This is a genomic window from uncultured Streptococcus sp., from assembly GCF_963521865.1.
Taxonomy (GTDB): Bacteria; Bacillota; Bacilli; order Lactobacillales; family Streptococcaceae; genus Streptococcus.
In genome coordinates this window covers 84,439-105,897 of sequence record NZ_CAUQWY010000001.1, presented here as the reverse complement: position 1 = coordinate 105,897, position 21,459 = coordinate 84,439, and the positions used below count along the sequence as shown (strand labels likewise).

The window sequence follows — 21,459 nt, the reverse complement described above, 5'->3', positions numbered from 1 at the left end:
ATCCTTTCCACTATCAACTCTACATATAGTTTGATGAGTGAGCTTCTAACTCCTCATATAATTGGGCACGTTTTTCACTTGCATCAATATTTAAGACAAAGGCGATGGCTACAGATAAGACTAGGAGACTGTTTCCTCCTTGCGATAGGAAAGGGAAGGTTACTCCAGTTGAAGGAATAATACCAGAAATTCCACCGATATTAACAAAGACCTGTACCAACATCATCCCCCCAACCCCAATCGCCATCATGGAATTAAAGGGATTCTTAGCACGAATACCGACTAAGATAATTCGTAAAATAAGGAAAAAGACAAGTGCCAAAATCAAGCTGGCTCCCACAAAGCCAAATTCTTCAATGACAATTGAAAATACAAAGTCTGTATGGGCTTCTGGTAGATAGCCGCGTTTTTCGATTGAATTTCCTAAACCTAGACCAAACCAGCCACCATTGACCATGGCAAAGTAAGAATTTGCAAGTTGGTGGCCTGCTCCTGCCAAATCGGCAAAGGGATTAAAGTAGGCACTAAAACGCTTGGCCACATATCCAAATACTGGAACTTTTAAAAACTTATCAACCCCTATCATATCAATAGCTGTTAAGGAAAGGGCGGAAACGCCAAACAAAAGACCGATAAAGGCTACAAACCAGCGATGAGCAATCCCACTAAGTGTATACATAATCAAGGCAACCAAAGCTAGGATAGTAGCATTCCCCAAATCTGGGAAAATAGCCAAACTTCCTATCATTACCAAGAGGACAAAACGCCAATCATTAAAAGCACGAGGAATCCATTGATTTTGAGTTAAGACTTGGAAATCATAAACAGCAATTTCATCCTGTTGTTTTGAAAAACGTTGGGCCAAGTACCAGACGATAATAATCTTCAAATACTCAGCTGGCTGAATGGTCAAAGGTCCTACTGATATCCAACCATAGGCTCCATTAACTGGCGTACCAATTAAGCGAGCTAGAGCTAATAAAATTAGCTCAACAAACATAACAATAAATAAAAGTCGTTCTTTTCTTAAAAAATTCAGTTTCAGCTTATATATCAAGGCAATCAATATTAAACTAAAGCCCCAAAACATTCCCTGACTTCGAACTAATTGCAGGGCACTTTTACCTTCTTCGATAAGAATGGCACTGGTTGTAGAATAGACTACAATCAAGCCCAAAATAGATAAAAGCAAATAAGGAACTAGGATAGAATAGTTTAATAGGTGCCTCTTACTAATCTTCATAGTATCACCAATCTAATGAGAACAAAAGAAATTATTCCCAAATTCCGTTTATTTTCTAGTTTTGATTGCTATTATACCATTTTTTCCGAAAGAAAAAAACTCTTATCCTTAAGATAGAAGATTTTCTCATAAGAAAAAGAGCACTTGGCTCTTTTCTGTTTTATTCTTTTGATGAACTACTTGAGCTTGAATCTCCACCACCGATATATTGGGTAAAGATATTTTGGAAGGCTTGGTCTTTGACCTTGATATTAGCTGCTTGCAATTCTTTTCCGATAATGCTTTGAACAAATGTCGCATCGTTTTGTTTTTGGGTTAAGATAACAGTTTTTAATTTTTCTTTGTAATCATCGATATTAGATGATTTTTCTGTTTTCTTAGTGAGTTTTACAATGTAATATTGGCTACTATAGGCTTGTGTGCCAGTGGCTTTAATCACATCAGAAACACCATTTACATCTAAAGCAAAAGCAGCTTTTTTAACTTGTTCTGGTACTTCTGTTGAAGCAGAATCAAAGGTGATTTCTCCACCATTCGCTTTAGTTTTCTCATCAGTTGAGTTATCTTTGGCTAATTGAGCGAAATCTGCGCCACTTGCCTTAGCTTTTTCGAGGACTTCTTTCGCTTTATCCTCATTATCAAGACGAATGATTTGAGCAGTTACATCTGGAGTGTACTCGTCAAAGGCCTTCTTGTAAGCATCATCTGTCAATTCAGCTTCTGCTGCCTTCTTAACTGCCAACTCAACCAATTTACTTGTACGAATTTGAGCTTTACGTGTTTCAAGGGTCATACCTGCTTGTGACAAGACACGTTGGTAGTTCTCACCATATTGTTTTTCTTCTTCGGCAATAGTATCGTTGACTTCTTTGTCATCTACTTCTGAGCCGTATTGTTTCTCAAATACTTTTTGGATGGTCAGGTTCAACAACACTTGTTGAGCTGAAGGATTGCTTTTCACTTGCTCATAAAATTGATGTTCAGTGATGACATCCCCTTTCATGCTGATAAGATCTGCCCCTTCTGAACCTTTCGAACAAGCTGCTAAAGTTGCTACTGATAATAGTGTAATGGCACCTGCCAATAGTTTTTTCTTCATGTCTACTCCTTTGAGATAAGTGTTACCCTATCTATTTTACTATATTTTCTTAAATTTTTCTGAAAATTATTCGCTGTCAGGCAATTGAACATCTGCTACATTTTTACGAAGCATAAGAATACCGTCTCCCAGAGGGACTAATGTTGCGGTGAGTCCTGGATTGTCTAAGGTTGCGTCAAATAGTCTTTGAAGGCCTCGATAAATGGTTCGCTGGCCACGACGGACTTCCATAATGTCCTTGGCAACATCACCACCTTGGAAAATATCATCCAAGACAACCACACCACCAACTTCCAAGTGTTTGAGGATTTCTGGCAAAAAGACGATGTATTTAGACTTGGCAGAATCCATAAAGACGAAATCATAGGACTCTGTCAGGGTTGATAAGACATCTACCGCATCTCCTTCTAAAAGCGTGATTTGCTTGTGACTGTCAAACTGAGCAAAATTTTCCTTGGCAAATCCAATCATCTCTGGATTGCGGTCAATGGTTGTAATCTTAGCATTTGGCGCATGTTCTGCCATCAAGAGGGCTGAAAAACCGATAGCCGTCCCAATTTCCAGAATGTTTTTAGGCTGCATGGTTTCCATGAGAAAACGGAAATAAGCAACCGTTTCATGGGGAATGATGGGAATATTTTCCTTACGGGCAAAGTCTTCCAATTCTTTCAAAGAGCCTGTGACTTGCTTTTGACGCTGACGCATCAAGTCCACAATTTCTTCCTTGACAACAGGACGACGCATGTTATGGTTGGCATTTTTACTATACGATTCAACCATTTTATGCCAATCCCAATTTTTCAACAAGGGCTTCAAACTCATTTAAACGGCGTTCAAAGACTGCAAAGGCATCATTGAGATAGTCTTCCTTCTCCATATCAACACCAGCTTTTCTCATGACATTAAGTGGGTAGTCAGACTTACCAGCCTTGAGGTAGTCGATATAGCGGTCACGGTCTTCTTGACTACCATGAACAATTTTTTCAGCCAGGGCTGAAGCTGCTGCAAAACCAGTTGAATATTGATATACATAGTAGTTATAGTAGAAGTGTGGAATGCGAGCCCACTCAAATTGGATTTCAGGATTGTCTTCCTTACTCAAACCATAATACTCTTGGTTCAAGTCTGCGTAGAGTTTATTTAGGAAATCGCTTGTCAAGACTTCACCATTTTGATCCGCTTGGTGAATGGCGTGTTCAAACTCAGCAAATTGAGTTTGGCGGAAAACTGTCCCACGGAAACCATCTAGGAAGTTATTGAGAATAGCAAAGCGCGTTGCGTCGTCTTCCACTTCTTCCAATAATTTCTCCGTCAAGATATTTTCATTGGTAGTTGATGCAATCTCAGCCAAGAAGATAGAGTAATCTCCATAAACATAAGGCTGCGTTTCACGAGTATAGCTTGAATGCATACTATGACCAGTCTCATGGACAAGGGTAAAGAGATTGTCTAGATTGTCCTGCCAGTTAAGAAGCATAAAGGCATTGGTATCGTAAGAGCCACCAGAGTAGGCTCCTGAACGCTTGCCTTGATTTTCGTAAACATCAATCCAACGTTCGCTGAAGGCACGTTTAACACGGCTCAAGTAATCCTCACCCAAGACTGCCAAGGCTTCTTCTGCTTTTTTCAAGGCTTCTTGGTAGGTAAAACTATATTCAACAGATGAAAGCGGTGTGTAGACATCATACATCTTGAGGTCTGAAATCCCCAAGATTTTTGAACGAAGCTCAAGGTAACGATGCAAGAGTGGCAAGTGCCTGCGAACTGCTGCTACCAAATTGTCATAAACACTCTCTGGAACAAAATTTGCTGCGAGAGCTGCATGACGAGCACTCTTGTAGTTGCGAACTTTGGCACGATAGTTTTGAACTTTAACATTTGTTTGCAAGGTTTTAGCATAAGTATGTTGGAATTGCTCATAAGTCGCATAAAGAGCTTGATAGGCACCACGGCGAACCTCACGATTTTTAGACTCCATTAAACGCATATAAACGCCATGTGATAATTGTACTTCGTTACCATCTTCATCTTTAACAAATGGAAAGACGATATCTGCATTATCTAAAATAGCGAAGGTTTCACTTGCCGAACCAAAGATTTCCCCAGCTCCAGCCAATAATTCTTCTTCACGTTGCGAAAGAACATGATCCTTGCCTTGCAAAAGCTTATCAAAATAGTGTTGATAAACCTGCAATTTTGGTTGAGCTTCTAAAAAGTCAGCATACTGCTTTTCGCTAATCTCCATAAATTCAGGCTCATAGAATGAAAAGGCTTGGTCTAGCTGGCTATAGAGAGTCATGGCCTTGGCATAGTACTCTTGGTACTTGGCTTCACGTGTGTCTTGGTCATTCTTCATATGAGCATAAACGTAAAGCTTCTCCGTCTGGCGTTCCATTTCAAGAGAAAATTCAGTAACTTCGAGTAGGCTATCCGCACTATCTAGGAGATGGCCTTCATACTGGGCTACTGTCTCCAATTGTTCTGTTAAATCTTTTAAGGCTTCTTCCCAAGCCTGGTCAGTGGGGTAGATCGTTGATAGATCCCATGTATCTTTTTCATTTATTTCATTTCTTTGTAATACCATTAGATTCCTCCATCCTTTCTATTCTACCATATTTTTCAAGAAATATTGCTGATAAAAGGCTGGTGGATAGAGCTTTTGCCAATCATTTTGAGGATTTTCTTGATAATAGGTTTGAAAATACTGATAATAGCGAGTCAAATCTTGCTCAATTTGGCAAAAATTTCCTACTAGTGGTCGAATTTGTGGATACCATTCTTTTAGCCCGTAAGTCAGGAGATTTTCTCCCTTTTTATAGGCTTCTGCTTGTTCTTTCATCCAAAAGGGATTTTGATAATAGAGTTGTTGCCGGATATAGCGACAGATGTCCTTGTCCTGAGAAACTGTAAAATGAGATATTTTTTGTTTCTTATAGGGAAGACGTAATATCTCCAGTAGACTATCTTGTCCATAAGGAAATTCCTTGATTTGATAATGGAGTTTACCTCGGAGATCCTGGTGAATCAGGTATTTGAGTCTTAAAACTTGTTTTTCACTGTCTACTTCCCAAACATAAAATCCCATGTTTTGACTAAAGTATAGAAAACCTTCTTGCAGACGAGTCAACCGCTCCTTGAGCCACAGTTTTTCTCCCAACAACCACAGTACTTGGTAACCCTGACTACGATAGCCCTCACTACGCTCTTTAAGAACTTTTTGAGGCAAGGGACTACATTGAACCTCTAAAGCTAGATTGCCATTTACAAATACATCTGCAATCTGTTTAAGCTCTGGAAGAGGGTACTCTAATTGCACCTCTGAATCTTTTTTCAACCAGTGATAAAGTGATTTTTTATTTTCTAGGTGTTCTGGACTTTCATTTTCAGAGGAAAAATCACAGTCTTTTAAGGTTTTGTGGGCAAAATGGGCCCGGACACTTAGTCCTTGACGCAAACGGAGCTGACCTCCACAAGCTGGGCAGGTGTATGCTTGCTTCTCAAGTTTATCCTCTAACACATTTACCAATTCTCCCCTAGTATCTCTCGCAACAAACATGATTTCCCTCCTTTTCTATATTATTCGAAAAAAAGAAAAAAGATCAGGAAATTCCTAATCTTCATTCATGTTTATTTGAATTTTTTAGCTAGCATGGTCGCAAAGCGTAGTTGAATACGATTACCATTTTCGTCACGACGGTGCAAATGGCCTGGATTTTCATTGTACTTAACCAATTTCCAGTCCTTGTAATAGTCTGCCAATTCCCCTTCTTTAAAGGTAAATGGGAAGTTCACAGAGCAAGGGTAATCTTCCGTATCCATAGCACAAACGATAAGATTGTAACCACCAACACTGGTTTTCTCCTGCATATTTTGAATAATAGCTGGAATGCTGTCCGCTTGTAGAAACATCAAAACAACTGTCGATACGATAAAATCATATTCTTGCCCAATGCTGGCTGAATTGATATCGTAAAGACCAACAGGCATATCCAAATCTTCCTGCTCCACAATGCTTTGCAAGATTTCAAGAGCCAATTCATTTTGATCCACAGCTGTCACATCAAAACCTTGCTGGGCTAGAAAGAGTGCATTACGGCCCTGACCACAGCCCAAATCCAAGGCTTTTCCTGGTTTTACTGTCTGCATTGCCTCTAGGACCTCTGAATGAACAGGATTGGTATTGTATTTCTTAGGGAAATAGTCCTCAGGTTTACAATAAAATTCCAAGTACCACTCCACATCATCTGTTACAGCCTCCACTCGGTGCCAAGCTTGTGGTTGTGCCATTGGATTGTCAGCCCCCGCTTCAAAGAGATGCTCAGCTAGAACTTCGCCATCCTCTGTCAATTCAATAAACTTGAGAGTTCCTTTTAAAACAGTAATCTTGCCCCAAGTCCCAACCTTGGTATTGTGTTTCTGCTGAACAGCCTCTGGCATGGTTTCTTTAGTCCACAAGGGCATACGTTTATAGGCAACTAATTTTTCCATTTTCATTTCCTCTTTTTATCGCTGATTAACAGCTTTCATAACACGCGCGATGTCGCGGTTTTGCTCACGACGTTTGATAGACTCCCGTTTGTCGTAGTCATGCTTCCCTTTGGCAAGTCCTAAAAGGAGCTTGGCATAGCCATCCTTGATATAGACTTTAAGGGGAACCAGGGTCATACCTGTCCCTTTGGTCTCCTGTTCCAACTTTTGGATTTGTTTCTTATGGAGCAAGAGTTTTCGACGACGTTCTGGTTCTTGGTTCCAAATATTGCCCTCTTCGTAAGGAGCGATGTGAACATTGCTCAACCAGACTTCTCCATTTTTTACTTGAGCAAAGCCATCTTTGAGATTGATTCGAGCAGCTCGTACACTCTTGATTTCAGTTCCAGTCAGGACCATCCCTGCCTCTAGCGTATCTACGATTGTATAGTCATGACGCGCCTTTTTATTTTGTGCGACGACCTTTCCCTCGCCCTTTGCCATGCTTAGCTCCTTTCTTAGCTACTTCCTTATAAAAAGGTTTCTTTCCTTTTTTCTTCTTGTCTTTCTGTGAATGCTTGCGCTTATCATTTGAGCGTCCTGATTTTCTCTTGTCTTCCTTCTTATCTGAACGACGACTTGAACCACGCCCTCTGTCACTACGACTAGACTGTTTCAAGCCTTTTTCGATCACATCAAACTCACTTGGGATGTAAGAGAAGTCAATTTCACCTGTCATCTTATCCGCTCTTTCAACCCGAATACGAATCTGCTGACCTACACGGAAGGTTGTTCCTGATTTCTCTCCACGAAGGGTCAAATCACGCTCATTGAAATGATAAAATTCAGGTAGATTGGTGATGTGAATCAAGCCTTCAACTGTGTTTGGCAATTCGACAAAGAGACCGAATTTGACAATACTTGATACAACTGCATCGTACTCGTCACCCACGTATTCTTCCATGTACTCAGCCTTTTTCATGGCTTCGACTTCACGCTCAGCCTCAATGGCACGACGTTCACGGTTGGAAGACTGGGTCGCAATCTCTGGAATCACTTGCTCAAAATGCTCTGCTATTTCCTTAGAACGCCCATAGTCCCGAATCATGCGGTGAACAAGGAGGTCTGGATAACGACGAATCGGACTAGTAAAGTGAGTGTAATAGTCAGCCGCTAATCCATAGTGGCCGTGATTGTGCTCCGAATAGCGAGCCTGCTGCATAGAGCGAAGAAGCATCATAGATAATACATCTGCATAAGGTTCCCCCTCAACAGTACGCATGATGTCTTGAAGTGCCTCCTGGCTAATCTCACTGGCGGTCCCATAAATGCGCAAGCCAAAGCTTGAAGCATAATCAATAAACTTCTGAACCTTTTCAGCCTTTGGCTCCTCGTGAATTCGATAGATGAAAGGCAAATCCAGCTTGCTAAAATGCTCAGCAACTGTTTCATTGGCCATCAGCATAAAGGACTCAATCATCCGCTCGGCAACACCACGCTGACGAAGAACGATATCAACAGGCTTGCCTTGTTTATCCACTAAAATCTTGGCTTCATTGGTATCAAAATTGAGGGCTCCACGTTTCACACGCATGTTTTCTAAAGTTTCATGAAGCTTGGCCATAAGTTCGATACTAGGAACAATTTTCTGATATTCTTGTCGCTTTTCCTCGTCGCCAGCTAGGATATCATTGACATCACTATAGGTCATACGAAAACTGGTCTTGATAACTGTTTGTGTAATGGTATAGTTGACCACACGACCATGTTTATCAATCTCCATAATGGCAGACTGGGTCAGGCGGTCAACTTGGGGATTGAGAGAGCAGATGCCATTTGACAGTCGTTCTGGAAGCATTGGGACCACACGGTCTGTTACATAGACTGAAGTCGCGCGGTTAAGGGCTTCCTTGTCAAGGGCCGAACCCTCAGTTACATAGTAGGAAACATCTGCGATATGAACTCCGAGTTCCAGATTACCATTTTTCAAGGCCTTGATATGCACCGCATCGTCCAAATCCTTGGCGTCAGCACCATCAATGGTAAAGGTAATTTCATCTCTCAAATCCAGACGGCCTTCCATATCCTTTTGTGATGGAGCATCAGGCACACTTTCTGCCTCCTTGACAACAGCCTCTGGAAATTCTGAGACAATGTCCATAGACTCCAAAACCTCAAGGACATCAATCCCAACATCCGTTGAATGCCCCACCACATCGAGGACGCTAGCGACAAAGAAATCGTGTTTCTTACTTGGGTATTTGTCGATAAAGACCTTGAGAACTTCTGTTCCTTCTAGTTTAAGAGCTGGTTTCTTAACATAAATTGGTTGACTGATTTTCTGATTCTTTGAACGGATGTAACCAGCATACTTGGGCTTTTCCTGATCTAGAACGATTTGACCGACAACAGTTGTCAAACCGTGTTCTAGAATATCGATAATTTTGGCTTCTGCTGCTGTTCCCTTATTACGGTCAGCGACTTTCTTAATCACGACCTCAACAGTATCGCCATCAATAGCATAGTTGACATCGTTTTTCCCTACAAAAAGATCGTCCTCCTCGCCTTCCAGACTAACAAAGCCAAAGCCATTTTTATGAGCATGAAAAATCCCCTTGAGAGTAATCTCATGTTTTTTCTTGACTTCCAAAGTCAAAGTTCCATCTTCTTCAAAGCGTATCTGATGCTTTCTTTCCATTAAGGACAAGGTTTTAATCAACTCACGAAAATCCTTGGACCCGTCTTTTCCCAAATCCTGAGCCAAGTCATTGACAGTCACCTTTCCCTTGTCTTGTAAATATTCTTTTATTCTATCTTTCATATTTTCTTTCTAGATTTTTTAATTTTCTTTTACTGTAAAACCTTCTCAAACATCCTTTAAAAATAAAAAGAGGCAAAGACCTAGTCCTGCCCATTATTTTCTTATCTACTTGATAATACCGTCAATGCTAAGGCAATGGCTAGCCAGAAAAAGACTAAAATCCCTGTCAAACGCTGCATTACAGCTTCAAAACCGCGTGCTTTACTGCGTTCAAACAAATCACCTGAGCTGGCATCAAATACATTGCTGGATTGGTTTTTAGTTGGTTGCATGAAAATCGCAATTACAATCACAACAGATAATACTAATAAAATGGTTAATAATAGGTTATACATATCAAACTCCTTAAAATCCTTATTATTTTACCATAAAATCTACTTAGATTCAAGATGTAGGGTTACTTTTCTTTCCTTGGGACAATACTTTAAAACCTCGATCTTGTCTGGATGGGTTTTTGAATTTTTACTAGTTAGATAATTGATACTGCCACAAGAGGAGCATTTTAGATTAATTTTTACTCGCACTAGATTTCCTTTACTTTTAATAATGTTCGAAATTGAAGCAGGTTAAAGAGACAACTAAAGGCAACACAAAGGCTTGTCGCATAAAAAACAGCATGGTAGCCAAATTGACCCGCCACTGCAGAACCTGCCATAGGCCCAACGACACCTCCCAGATAAAAGAATACCTGATTGAAGGCAAAGACCCTCGAAATGCCGACTTTGGGCGTCATCTTGCTGAGAAGGGCATTAACTCCAGGAATCAAGGCACCTGTCCCCAAGCCAAAGAGGAAACGATAGAGTCCTAGTTGAAGGGGGCTAGAGGCATTGGCACAGAGGAGATAGATAATGACTGAATAAAACTGGGCTACAACCAAGAGGCGATGATTGCCCACCTTGTCACCTAGCTTTCCCATGACTCCTGCACTCATCATACTGGAAAAGCCCATGCTGGATACAATCAAACCAGATACAAAGAGAAGATTCTCTGTCTGGCCTAAGTCGCGTACATACAGAGCTAAGATAGGGCCGATTGATTGGGCTGAAAATTGGATGACAAAACTGGTCAGAAAGAGGTTGACCAAGAGATAGGGGTATTTAACTGATGTAAACAATTCCTTTGTTGGAATGGCCTTTTCCTTGGCTACTGGTTGAAAATCTTCCTTGATAAAGCAAATAGTCAAAAGAGCAGCTAAAAATAGAAAACTACCAACCAGTAAGAAAACTGTACGAATACCAAATAATTCTGCAATAAAGCCACCAATAAAGGGACCAGTTAGAGTACCTGCAACTACGCCTGTAGACAAAGTACCTAAGGCAGAGCCTGATTTTTCCTTGGGAACCTGACTGGCTATCAGGGCTGTTGCATTGGGAACAAATCCTGCAAATATACCGTTTAATAAACGAAGAAAGATTAACCAATAGATATTTGGTACAAAGGCCAAACCTCCCATAGTAATGGTCATGGCCATGCCAGCCCGAATCATCATGGGTTTTCGACCATATTTGTCAGCAAGAATCCCCCAGATAGGAGAAAAGAGCGCCGCGGAAATAGCAGAGACAGAAATTGCTAAGCCTGCATAAAAAGCGACTTGCTCACTCCCTACACCCAGATTTTCCACAAAGATAGGCATAAAGGGCACAACCAAAGAAATACTGGCTCCAGTCAGAAAATTACCAAACCAGGCAATGCGCAGATTATCCTTCCAGTTAATCTCTGTCATCTTAACTACCTCCCTCAAGCAGGGAGAACACCTGAGTAAGAAGCTGGTCCTGATTTCCATTGTTGTTTAAAACATGGCTGGCCAAATCTTTCTTTTTCTCTAAAGGCCACTGGGCTGCCAGACGAGACTCAGCTTCATTCTTGGATAGCTGATCCCTTTTCATTAGGCGTTCTACTTGGACATCTCGGTCCACATAGACCAACCATGTCTCATCAAACCAAGCGCTGTAGGCCTGCTCAAAAAGTAGGGGAATATCCATGAAGAAAATCTCTTCTGACTGAGCCAATTGGTCTCTTAATGTAGCTAGTTCCTCACGGATAATCTCTCCTTGGATTTGCTTAGACCATTCTCGTTCTTCAGGATTTGAAAAGATAAGACTAGCTAGGAGAGGGCGATTGAGTTCTCCGTTTTCAAGGATGATTTCTTGCCCAAAGTGCTGGACTAGAGCCTTAAACAGACGACCGCCAGGTTTCTGTAGTTGGTGGACGACTGCGTCAGCATCCACCACTTGAAAGCCTTGCTGTCTTAGAAAATTTGTCACAGTTGACTTACCAGAGGCAATTCCCCCAGTGATTCCAATGATTTTTCCCATCAATTCCTCCTTTGGCATTGAGGACAAAAATGGGTGCCTCGTCCACCTAGTTGGATTTTCTCAATGATGGTGCCACAACGTGAACATTCTTGACCAGCCTTGTCATAGACCTGATGAAAATCCTGCATGGTTCCATCTTCTCCAAAGGCATTGGTATAGGTCCGAATGGTAGACCCACCTTTTTCAACAGCCTGTCCCAATACAGCAATGGTCTGGTCATGAATAGCTGTCGCTTCTGCGGCTGTCAAAGTCTGGGAAGGTCTGGCTGGATGAACCTGAGCTCGCCAGAGAACCTCATCCACATAGATATTGCCAAGTCCAGCTACCAAAGTCTGGTCTAAAAGATGGGATTTGATAGGCTTTTTAGACTTATCTAGAGCTACTTGAAAGACCTGCACATCAAAGTCTTGTTCGCTTGGTTCAGGACCTAATTTTTTAGCAATAAAGTAGGCTTCCAAAAGGTCAGGAGCCAAGAGTTCCATAGTACCAAACTTGCGTACATCCTCATAAACAAGCGTGCCACCGTCCTCAAACTGGAAGAAAATATGGGCATGCTTACGTTCAGGTGCTTGGTCTGGATAGTAAAAATACTTGCCCTCCATCCGCAGATGGGAAATCAAGACCTTGTCTGTCAGGTAGAAAAGCAAATATTTGCCACGACGTCCCATTGACTCAACAATCTGACCAGGCACTTCCTTTTGAAACTCGTCCAAATCTGTCTTAATCATCTTGGGATAGCGAATTTCTACACTCGAAATCTTCTTTCCCAAAATCAATTTTTCTAAGCCACGACGAACGGTTTCAACCTCAGGTAATTCAGGCATAAATCCTCCTTCTGTAAAAACAAGAAGCAGGCATGAGCCCACCTCTACTTAGTATTCTTTTTCATTATAGCCAAAGTCAGCCAAATCTAGCTTCTTATCGCGCCAGTTTTTCTTGACCTTGACCCAAGTTTCTAGGAAGACCTTATCTCCTAGCATAAGTTCGATATCACGACGGGCCATACTACCAATTTTCTTAAGCATAGCACCACCTTTACCAATGATAATCCCTTTCTGACTATCGCGCTCGACCATAATAGTAGCACGGATGTGAACCTTGTCTGTCTCTTCGTCTCGTTTCATAGAATCCACAACTACTGCGACAGAATGCGGAATCTCTTCACGAGTTAGGTGCAAGACTTTCTCGCGAACCATTTCTGAAACCAAGAAACGCTCTGGATGGTCTGTAATTTGATCAGACGGGAAATATTGAAAACCTTCATCCAGATTTTCACTCAAAATATCCACTAGACGAGAGACGTTATTTCCTTGAAGGGCTGAGATTGGTACAATTTCCTTAAAGTCCATTTGATTACGGAAGTCATCGATCTGAGACAAGAGCTGGTCTGGATGGACCTTATCAATCTTGTTCACCACCAAAATCACTGGAACCTTGGTAGCCTTGAGACGCTCGATAATCATATCATCGCCCTTACCACGCGCCTCATCAGCAGGTACCATGAAAAGAACAGTATCCACTTCACGAAGGGTGCTATAGGCAGATTCTACCATGAAATCTCCAAGGGCCGTTTTAGGTTTGTGAATCCCTGGTGTGTCGATAAAGACGATTTGCTCCTTATCAGTCGTGTAAATTCCCATGATTTTATTGCGCGTTGTCTGCGCCTTGTCACTCATGATGGCAATCTTTTGCCCCATGACGTGGTTTAAAAAAGTTGACTTCCCAACATTGGGACGTCCTAAAATGGCTACAAAGCCTGATTTAAAAGTCATAATTTCCTCTTACTGTTTAAAATAATAAATCCCAGATTCGTGGGAGAAAAATCAATGCGCCTGTTAAGGCTGCGAAAAGAGAGACCACTAATACCGCGCCAGCCGCCATATCCTTGGCATTTTTAGCCAGCATGGAAAAGTGATAGTGACTGGCCAAATCCACCACATTTTCAATAGCAGAATTGATAATTTCAAAGGCTACTACCAAGAAAATGCTCAATAGGAGAAAGAGCCATTCGATTCGTGATACCTGAAAAATAAAACCTGCAAGGATGACTACTAGAGCCGTCACTGCATGTTTTCGCATATTGCGTTCTTCCTTGATAGCAGTAAAAATCCCTGTGAGAGCAAATTCTAAACTGGATATCAGGTCACGATTTTTCCATTTTCGTTTATTGTCTTGTGAGTCCATAGGCTGTCAAAATTTCTTCTTGTAAACCGAACATCTCCGCTTCTTCTTCCGGAGTGTAGTGATCATAGCCGTTGATATGTAAAAAGCCGTGTACTGCCAAGAAGCCCATCTCACGCTCAAAGCTATGGCCATATTCCTCGGCCTGCTCATGTGCCTTATCGATAGAGATGAACAATTCCCCAATATAGGCATCAAACTCAGACATCATCTCTGCCAATTCTGGATTTTCAAGTAAATCCTCTTCGTCAAAGGCAATTTCCAACTCTGGTTTATATTCAAGGCTGATAACATCTGTCGGACGGTCGGTGTCACGGTACTCCAGATTAAGTTCATGACTACGTTCATTGGTCACAAAGGTAACTGCCATCTCCTTGTCTTCTTTGCCTAATTTTTGGGCTGCAAATTCCAAAATTTCTTGGGTTTGTTGCAACATTTCTTTTGAAACTTGACCAGTTTCATCTATCATTTCAATATACATGTGCTTCTCGTTTCTCTTTACTTGGCTTTATTATACCACATTTCCATGATTTTATTCTACCTTTTTGATATAATACTATGGAATACAATCACAAGGAGAGAACGATGTCATTTGACGGATTTTTTTTACACCACATGGTTGAGGAATTGCGAAGAGAGTTAGTGAACGGTCGCATCCAGAAAATCAATCAGCCTTTTGAACAAGAGTTGGTCTTGCAAATCCGCAGCAATCGCCAAAGTCATCGCCTGCTCCTTTCTGCTCACCCAGTTTTTGGACGCATTCAGCTGACCCAAACGACTTTTGAAAATCCAGCCCAACCTTCTACCTTTATCATGGTTTTGAGAAAGTATTTGCAGGGTGCCCTGATTGAATCGATTGAGCAAGTGGAAAATGACCGTATTGTGGAAATGACAGTTTCCAATAAAAACGAGATTGGAGACCATATTCAGGCTACCTTGATTATCGAAATTATGGGGAAACACAGTAATATTCTACTGGTCGATAAAAGTAGTCATAAAATCCTCGAAGTTATCAAACACGTCGGCTTTTCACAAAATAGCTACCGCACCTTACTTCCTGGATCGACCTATATCGCTCCGCCAAGCACGGAATCGCACAATCCTTTCACGGTCAAGGACGAGAAACTTTTTGAAATCCTGCAAACACAGGAAACGACAGCTAAACATCTTCAAAGTCTCTTTCAAGGTCTAGGACGCGATACGGCAAACGAATTGGAAAAGATTCTGGTTAGTGATAAACTATCTACTTTCCGTGAATTTTTCAGTCAAGAAACCCAGCCATGCTTGACTGAGACTTCCTTCAGTCCAGTTCCTTTTGCCAATCAGGTGGGAGAGCCTTTTGCCAGTCTTTCTGATTTGTTGGACACCTACTACAAGGACAAGGCTGAGCGAGACCGTGTCAAACAGCAAGCCAGTGAACTCATTCGTCGTGTTGAAAATGAACTTCAGAAAAACCGCCACAAACTCAAAAAACAGGAAAAAGAATTACTAGCGACAGACAATGCTGAAGAATTTCGCCAAAAAGGGGAATTGCTAACAACCTTCCTCCATCAAGTGCCTAACGACCAAGACCAGGTTATCCTAGACAACTACTATACCAACCAACCTATCACCATTGCGCTTGATAAGGCCTTGACTCCCAACCAGAATGCCCAACGCTACTTTAAACGTTATCAGAAATTAAAAGAAGCTGTCAAATACTTGACTGATCTGATTGAGGAAACCAAGGCCACTATTCTCTATCTGGAAAGTGTAGAAACCGTCCTCAACCAAGCTGGGCTGGAAGAAATCACTGAAATCCGTGAAGAATTGATTCAAACCGGCTTTATCCGCAGAAGACAGCGAGAAAAAATCCAGAAACGCAAAAAACCAGAACAGTACCTGGCCAGTGATGGCAAGACCATCATCTATGTCGGTCGCAACAACCTACAAAATGAGGAGCTAACCTTTAAAATGGCTCGCAAGGAGGAACTCTGGTTCCATGCCAAGGACATCCCTGGAAGCCACATCGTCATCTCAGGCAATCTTGACCCATCTGATGAAGTAAAGACAGACGCGGCAGAACTGGCCGCCTACTTCTCTCAGGGTCGCCTGTCAAATCTGGTCCAGGTAGATATGATTGAAGTCAAGAAACTCAACAAACCAACTGGTGGAAAACCTGGCTTTGTCACTTACACAGGACAAAAGACCCTCCGCGTCACACCAGACCCAGAAAAAATCGCATCCATGAAAAAATCCTGATTCGACTTGAAATCAGGATTTTTAGCTTATACTCTTCGAAAATCAAATTCAAACCACGTCAACGTCACCTTGCCGTATATATGTGACTGACTTCGTCAGTCTTATCTACAACCTCAAAACAGTGTTTTGAGCAACCTGCGGCTAGTTTCCTAGTTTGCTCTTTGATTTTCATTGAGTATTATACACAAATCATATTCAATTATAGGACTAATCTTTGCCACCTAGTTTCTCATTGATTTTCATCATCACACTAGCAATTTTTTCGCCCCAATAAGGGTCTGAGGCATATTCAACATTCATACCAGACGCCTTGTTTCCAAGGAAAGTTCTGCCCCTATCGATATAATTTTCCTTAATCCACTTTGTTGCACCTAAAATTCCCTTATCCACATCATCAAATGTCTTGGCAGAAAGGTACGGGGTCGTATCATAGGCTGTAATTCCAAAGAAATTATTCTTATCTTTGGCAATATTGCTACGTCCCCAGTCACTTTCTAAGGCACTATGAGCAAGGAGGTAGAGGGCATTGATATGATAATGTTCTTCGGCTTCCTTAAAGGTAGCTCCCTTATTTTCCAAGAGACTATTGTCAATATTTAACAGACTAAATACCTTATCCAAATCCTCAGCACTATAGTTTGTAGGTTCTGTTAAATCTTTGAAAAGGAAGAGATTCTCAAGCTTAAAACCATCAAAATGCAGGCCATCTGCCGAATAATATTTCTTGCCTACTTCCATATCAGAAAGATGAGAAGCTACTGGGATACTAGCATTCTGGGCCACATAGTGATAAAAACGGTGCCCATCACTCTCATAATAAGGGATAAAATCCTTGCTGGCATCTAGTGCTTGTAAATCTTCTGTTTTCATATAACCTGACAAACCAGAAATAGTAATAGCCAGGCGCTTGTCATCACTTTTTCTATCATTATCTAGCCAGACGACACTACCTTGTGATATATAGGAGAGCTTTTCACCATCTGCATTATAAACATTTGCTGTGACAGGAACTACTTGATAGTAAGCAGCATTTTCATTTGTAGCTTTTTCTCCATGCCATTTACCATCACTTCCAAGCTGATAACCATCTACTATCTCATTTTTCGCCATATAGCCGCCAGATTTGAAGTAGTACCAGGCTTGACTTTTAGCATCGTATAGCCATTCTTTCTCAGCCATTTTCCCATCAGATTTGAGATAAAACCAAGATTCCTTATTCCAAATCCATTCATTTGCTGCCATATAGCCACCAGATTTGAGATAATAATAGTGACCATTTTCGAAAATCCATTCTTTCTCAGCATGATTCCCATTTTCTTTGATGTAAAACCAAGATTGGTATTGTTTGTCAAAAAGCCAACCTTGCTGTACTTTGGCACCACTAGCATTCACATAAGCCTGATCAATCCACTGACTTGTTAGCAAATAACCGCCAGATTTAAAATAATAGTCCTTGCCCTTGATTTGAAGCCATTCTTTCTCTGCGTGTTGGCCATCTGCTTTGATATAAAACCAAGCATCGTATTGAGAATCATAGACCCAGTCTTCAATTACTTTGGCACCTGTTGCACCAACATAGGAAGTTCCTAGCCAAGCATTTCTTTTCATCTTTCCATTTTGGTCAAGATAATAGAGGACTCCCTTGTCTTCTACCCATTCTGACTTGGCCATATAGCCACCAGATTTGAGGTAAAAATAGTTGTCACCTTGTTTCAGCCATTCATTTTCAGCATAGTTGGCATCTGCTTTTATATAAAACCAAGATTGATAATGAGCATCAAAAACCCACTCATTGGCTGCTTGACTACCATCTGCTTTCAGGTATTGTTTTCCTTGCCAAGTACCTTCGCTAGCCATTGCACTCTCTGGTCTAACTAAGAAAAATAGCAGGGCTAAAAAAATAAATCTTACTTTCTTCATTAACCTTCTTCCTCTGTTCTTACTCATTTCATTATATCAAAATTCTCTATAATCAACATTACAAACTGATAAAAAATCAAGAACAGATTGATTGCAGTTTACTTCAGAGACTCTTTTACTTCCTTGCGTAGATTTTCCAAACTGCTAATGCCGTATTTGTCCATGACTTTTGGTAAATTTTCGATGATATCAGGGCAGGCATATGGATTGGTAAAGTTGGCTGTTCCAACTCCAATAGCCGATGCTCCAGCCAGATACATTTCTAGGGCAGCTTCTGCCGAATCCACTCCCCCCATTCCAATGATAGGCAGGTCTGTAGTTTGAGCTACCTGGCGGATAAGTTTGAGGGCTACTGGAAAGACTGCTGGACCAGACATTCCACCTGTTCCATTGGCCAAGATTGGTTTTCTGGTTTTGAGGTCAAAGCGCATGCCAACCAGAGTATTGATCATGGTTAAGCCACTTGCCCCCGCATCTTCTGCAGCTTTTGCGACAGTAACGATATCGGTCACACTAGGGGTTAATTTGACATAAACTGGCACATCAGAGGCTTCCACAGCTGCTTTCACCACATCATAAGCTAAATCTGGATCTTGACCAATCAAGAGTCCATGATTACAGTGATCTACGTTGGGACAAGAAATATTGAGCTCAATTGCCTTCACATTAGCTGCCTTGGAAATACCATGAGAAACAGCCGCATACTCTTGTTTTGAAAAACCAGCCACATTGGCGATAATAGGAAGATTTGGATACTCTCTTTCCAGCCAAGGGAGTTTTTCAGCTAAAACAGCTTCTAAACCAGGATTTTGCAAGCCGATTGCATTGAGCATGCCAGCAGGTGTCTCAGCAACTCTGGGAGTTGGATTGCCAAAGCGTGGTTCAAGGGTTATCGCCTTAATCATAATAGAGCCTAAAAGGTCTAAATCATAGTACTTGGCATACTCTTGTCCAAAGCCAAAACAGCCTGATGCTGGAATAATCGGATTTTTCAAATCCAAGCCAGGTAGAGAAACTTGTAAACGATTTGTAGTCATGATTTTCTCCTTATAATACAACTGTTCCTGTGCGGAAAACAGGGCCATCTTCACAGACGCGTTGGCTGACCGTCTCACTTTCTGGTACTTTTAGGACGCAGGCATAGCAAGCCCCCATTCCACAAGCCATACGAGATTCCAGAGATAGATAGGCTCTTGGGTGGTCATAAAAGGTTTGATTGATATACTTCATCATTCCAGGCGCCCCACATGAGTAAACAGCATCAAACTGATTGTCTAAATCCTCGATAACAACGGAAACATTTCCCTTGATACCATAAGAACCATCATCTGTCGTTACAAAAACTTGACCATATTGAGCTAATTCCGTCTCTAAAATAACAGCATCCTTAGTCGCAAAACCGAGAACTGTCACTACTTTCACACCACGCGTATGCAATTCCTTGGCTACCTCAAGCAAGGGCGGAACACCAATCCCCCCACCAACAAGGAGTACCTGACTCTGCTCATCTAGGTCAGACAAGTCAAAACCATTTCCCTGAGGCCCCATCACATCAAGAGTATCTCCCTGACTTAAGGTTGAAAAAATAGCTGTACCAGCACCTTCAATCCGATAAATGAGGTGACACTGCTTGTTAACCTTATCAATAGACGAAATTGAAATAGGGCGACGCAAGAGATGGGCGTCATCAGGCACACGCAGATGAAGAAATTGACCTGCTCGCATAGATTCAACCATTTCCCCTTCTAGGACTAATTCAAAGATTGCTGGCGCGATTTCCTCCTGTGCAACCACCTTCATGGTTTCCAAACGAATTGCACCCAAACGTTTCTTACATGTGGGATTCATGACTTTTCCTCCTTAAATTTTAAGGGGACCAGATAAAGAAAAGACCTTGCTAGTGCAAGGCCTCAGTTAAAATCGTACAACACAAGAGAGCACACTCAAAAAGTCTCCTCTAGAAAATTGTACTATTCTTTTATCTGACACCTTGTGAGTCTCTCTGGACTCCCCTTAAAGGTTAAATTTTTATTAGTATACTCTTTCAGCTAAAAAAAGTCAAGTAGAAAACGAACATTCTACTTGACCTCACGAGATTATTTTTCACGAATGACTTCGACCTTGTAGCCATCAGGGTCTTTGACAAAGTAATAGTTAGGTGCAGTTCCTGGTAAACCATTTGGCTCAGTCACTTCATAGCCTTTGGCACTATGCTCTTGATGAAGCGCCTCAAGATCAGGTGTACTTAGGGCGATATGGGCAAATCCATCTCCAACCACATAAGGACCATGATCGTAGTTATAAGTCAACTCCAACTCGTAGTCGTCACCCTCAAGACCTAGATAAACAATCGTGAAGGCATGGTCTGGAAAATCTCTGCGACGCAATTCTTTAAACCCAAAAGCATCTTGATAGAACGCAATTGATTTCTCAAGATTTTCTACGCGTAAGCAAGTGTGTAGCATTTTTGAAGCCATATTTTTCTCCTTTATTTTTAAAAAGACTGGGACAATCCTGTTCCAGTCTTATCTGTTATTATTTACCAAGTTTTGCTTTAGCTGCATCTGCAAGAGCTGTGAAAGCTGCTGCATCGTTAACAGCCAAGTCAGCAAGCATTTTACGGTTAACTTCGATCTCAGCCAATTTCAATCCATGCATCAATTGCGAGTATGAAAGTCCGTTCATACGAGCTGCCGCGTTGATACGAGTGATCCACAATTTGCGGAAGTCACGTTTTTTCTGACGACGGTCACGGTATGCATAGTAGTAAGAGTTCATTACTTGTTCTTTTGCAGTACGGAACAAGATGTGTTTAGCTCCATAGTAACCTTTTGCTAATTTAAGAATACGTTTACGACGTTTGCGTGATACAACGCCACCTTTAACACGTGCCATGTTTTATTTCCTCCAAATATTTCCTAGAATTCTTTACTTACAGTTAAGCTATTATTTCAAGCGAGTAAGCATTGCTTTGATACGTTTGTAATCTCCTGAATGCACCATAGATGCTTTACGAAGATGACGACGTTGTTTCTTAGTTTTTCCGTGGAAACGGTGAGAAGTGTAAGCACGGAAACGTTTAAGTCCACCAGAACCTGTACGTTTGAAACGTTTAGCTGATGCGCGGTGTGTTTTTTGTTTTGGCATGATTTTTTCTCCTTTATTTAACTTT

At 41.3% G+C, this 21,459-nt stretch carries 23 protein-coding genes; 1 reads left to right on the top strand and 22 read right to left on the bottom strand.

Features of this window, described 5'->3' with window-relative positions; genetic code table 11:
• Positions 1 to 19 precede the first annotated feature (19 nt).
• From ftsW to ybeY, 16 genes are all read right to left on the bottom strand, one after another.
• Positions 20 to 1,243 (bottom strand): cell division peptidoglycan polymerase FtsW, encoded by a 1,224-nt coding sequence (gene ftsW, locus RWO85_RS00545; RefSeq protein WP_314413306.1) that lies wholly within the window; start codon positions 1,241 to 1,243, stop codon positions 20 to 22.
• Positions 1,244 to 1,403: 160 nt separating this feature from the next.
• Positions 1,404 to 2,342, bottom strand: a complete 939-nt coding sequence (gene prsA, locus RWO85_RS00540; RefSeq protein ID WP_042901074.1) for a peptidylprolyl isomerase PrsA — start codon at positions 2,340 to 2,342, stop codon at positions 1,404 to 1,406.
• A 66-nt stretch (positions 2,343 to 2,408) separates the two neighbouring features.
• Entirely contained in the window at positions 2,409 to 3,122 is a 714-nt protein-coding gene (locus RWO85_RS00535; RefSeq protein WP_314413305.1) for an O-methyltransferase, read from the bottom strand.
• A gap of 1 nt (position 3,123) precedes the next feature.
• On the bottom strand, positions 3,124 to 4,926 hold the full coding sequence (pepF, locus tag RWO85_RS00530) for an oligoendopeptidase F (RefSeq protein WP_314413302.1): 1,803 nt from the start codon (positions 4,924 to 4,926) through the stop codon (positions 3,124 to 3,126).
• Between the two features lie 18 nt (positions 4,927 to 4,944).
• A complete protein-coding gene (locus RWO85_RS00525; protein ID WP_314413300.1) occupies positions 4,945 to 5,898 on the bottom strand; it encodes a competence protein CoiA family protein in 954 nt (317 codons plus the stop codon).
• A 71-nt stretch (positions 5,899 to 5,969) separates the two neighbouring features.
• Positions 5,970 to 6,830, bottom strand: a complete 861-nt coding sequence (tehB, locus tag RWO85_RS00520; protein WP_314413299.1) for an SAM-dependent methyltransferase TehB — start codon at positions 6,828 to 6,830, stop codon at positions 5,970 to 5,972.
• 15 nt (positions 6,831 to 6,845) lie between these two features.
• A complete protein-coding gene (smpB, locus tag RWO85_RS00515) occupies positions 6,846 to 7,313 on the bottom strand; it encodes an SsrA-binding protein SmpB (protein ID WP_001051750.1) in 468 nt (155 codons plus the stop codon).
• On the bottom strand, positions 7,276 to 9,630 hold the full coding sequence (gene rnr / locus RWO85_RS00510) for a ribonuclease R (RefSeq protein WP_314413298.1): 2,355 nt from the start codon (positions 9,628 to 9,630) through the stop codon (positions 7,276 to 7,278). Before rnr ends, smpB begins: the two co-directional genes overlap by 38 nt.
• Before the next feature lie 101 nt (positions 9,631 to 9,731).
• Complete coding sequence (gene secG / locus RWO85_RS00505; protein ID WP_000282517.1) at positions 9,732 to 9,965, bottom strand: preprotein translocase subunit SecG; 234 nt, start codon at positions 9,963 to 9,965, stop codon at positions 9,732 to 9,734.
• 39 nt (positions 9,966 to 10,004) lie between these two features.
• On the bottom strand, positions 10,005 to 10,154 hold the full coding sequence (gene rpmG, locus RWO85_RS00500) for a 50S ribosomal protein L33 (RefSeq protein WP_001809104.1): 150 nt from the start codon (positions 10,152 to 10,154) through the stop codon (positions 10,005 to 10,007).
• Positions 10,154 to 11,353: a multidrug efflux MFS transporter gene (locus tag RWO85_RS00495; protein ID WP_314413297.1), complete on the bottom strand. Its 1,200-nt coding sequence runs from the start codon at positions 11,351 to 11,353 to the stop codon at positions 10,154 to 10,156. The genes rpmG and RWO85_RS00495 overlap by 1 nt, the downstream gene beginning before the upstream one ends.
• A gap of 1 nt (position 11,354) precedes the next feature.
• A complete protein-coding gene (gene coaE / locus RWO85_RS00490) occupies positions 11,355 to 11,945 on the bottom strand; it encodes a dephospho-CoA kinase (protein WP_314413296.1) in 591 nt (196 codons plus the stop codon).
• Entirely contained in the window at positions 11,945 to 12,769 is an 825-nt protein-coding gene (gene mutM / locus RWO85_RS00485; RefSeq protein WP_314413295.1) for a DNA-formamidopyrimidine glycosylase, read from the bottom strand. The genes coaE and mutM overlap by 1 nt, the downstream gene beginning before the upstream one ends.
• Before the next feature lie 48 nt (positions 12,770 to 12,817).
• On the bottom strand, positions 12,818 to 13,717 hold the full coding sequence (gene era, locus RWO85_RS00480; protein WP_314413294.1) for a GTPase Era: 900 nt from the start codon (positions 13,715 to 13,717) through the stop codon (positions 12,818 to 12,820).
• 16 nt (positions 13,718 to 13,733) lie between these two features.
• Entirely contained in the window at positions 13,734 to 14,129 is a 396-nt protein-coding gene (locus tag RWO85_RS00475) for a diacylglycerol kinase family protein (RefSeq protein WP_045611476.1), read from the bottom strand.
• Positions 14,110 to 14,607 (bottom strand): rRNA maturation RNase YbeY, encoded by a 498-nt coding sequence (ybeY, locus tag RWO85_RS00470; protein ID WP_314413291.1) that lies wholly within the window; start codon positions 14,605 to 14,607, stop codon positions 14,110 to 14,112. Before ybeY ends, RWO85_RS00475 begins: the two co-directional genes overlap by 20 nt.
• Positions 14,608 to 14,711: 104 nt before the next feature.
• On the opposite strand from ybeY, the gene pavA reads away from it, so the two are divergent.
• On the top strand, positions 14,712 to 16,367 hold the full coding sequence (pavA, locus tag RWO85_RS00465) for an Rqc2 family fibronectin-binding protein PavA (RefSeq protein WP_314413289.1): 1,656 nt from the start codon (positions 14,712 to 14,714) through the stop codon (positions 16,365 to 16,367).
• Between the two features lie 207 nt (positions 16,368 to 16,574).
• On the opposite strand, the gene RWO85_RS00460 is transcribed toward pavA, so the two are convergent.
• The 6 genes from RWO85_RS00460 to rpmI all read right to left on the bottom strand — a co-directional run bounded on the left by RWO85_RS00460 (position 16,575) and on the right by rpmI (position 21,434).
• Entirely contained in the window at positions 16,575 to 18,287 is a 1,713-nt protein-coding gene (locus tag RWO85_RS00460; RefSeq protein WP_314413287.1) for a glucosaminidase domain-containing protein, read from the bottom strand.
• A 98-nt stretch (positions 18,288 to 18,385) separates the two neighbouring features.
• Complete coding sequence (locus tag RWO85_RS00455) at positions 18,386 to 19,372, bottom strand: dihydroorotate dehydrogenase (RefSeq protein WP_314413286.1); 987 nt, start codon at positions 19,370 to 19,372, stop codon at positions 18,386 to 18,388.
• The gene (locus RWO85_RS00450; protein ID WP_314413284.1) at positions 19,335 to 20,135 is read right to left on the bottom strand and encodes a dihydroorotate dehydrogenase electron transfer subunit; all 801 of its coding nucleotides are present in this window, start codon (positions 20,133 to 20,135) and stop codon (positions 19,335 to 19,337) included. Before RWO85_RS00450 ends, RWO85_RS00455 begins: the two co-directional genes overlap by 38 nt.
• Positions 20,136 to 20,383: 248 nt before the next feature.
• Positions 20,384 to 20,764: a VOC family protein gene (locus RWO85_RS00445; protein WP_000157153.1), complete on the bottom strand. Its 381-nt coding sequence runs from the start codon at positions 20,762 to 20,764 to the stop codon at positions 20,384 to 20,386.
• Between the two features lie 58 nt (positions 20,765 to 20,822).
• Complete coding sequence (gene rplT / locus RWO85_RS00440) at positions 20,823 to 21,182, bottom strand: 50S ribosomal protein L20 (protein ID WP_000124834.1); 360 nt, start codon at positions 21,180 to 21,182, stop codon at positions 20,823 to 20,825.
• 51 nt (positions 21,183 to 21,233) lie between these two features.
• The gene (rpmI, locus tag RWO85_RS00435) at positions 21,234 to 21,434 is read right to left on the bottom strand and encodes a 50S ribosomal protein L35 (protein ID WP_001125943.1); all 201 of its coding nucleotides are present in this window, start codon (positions 21,432 to 21,434) and stop codon (positions 21,234 to 21,236) included.
• Positions 21,435 to 21,459: the final 25 nt, after the last annotated feature.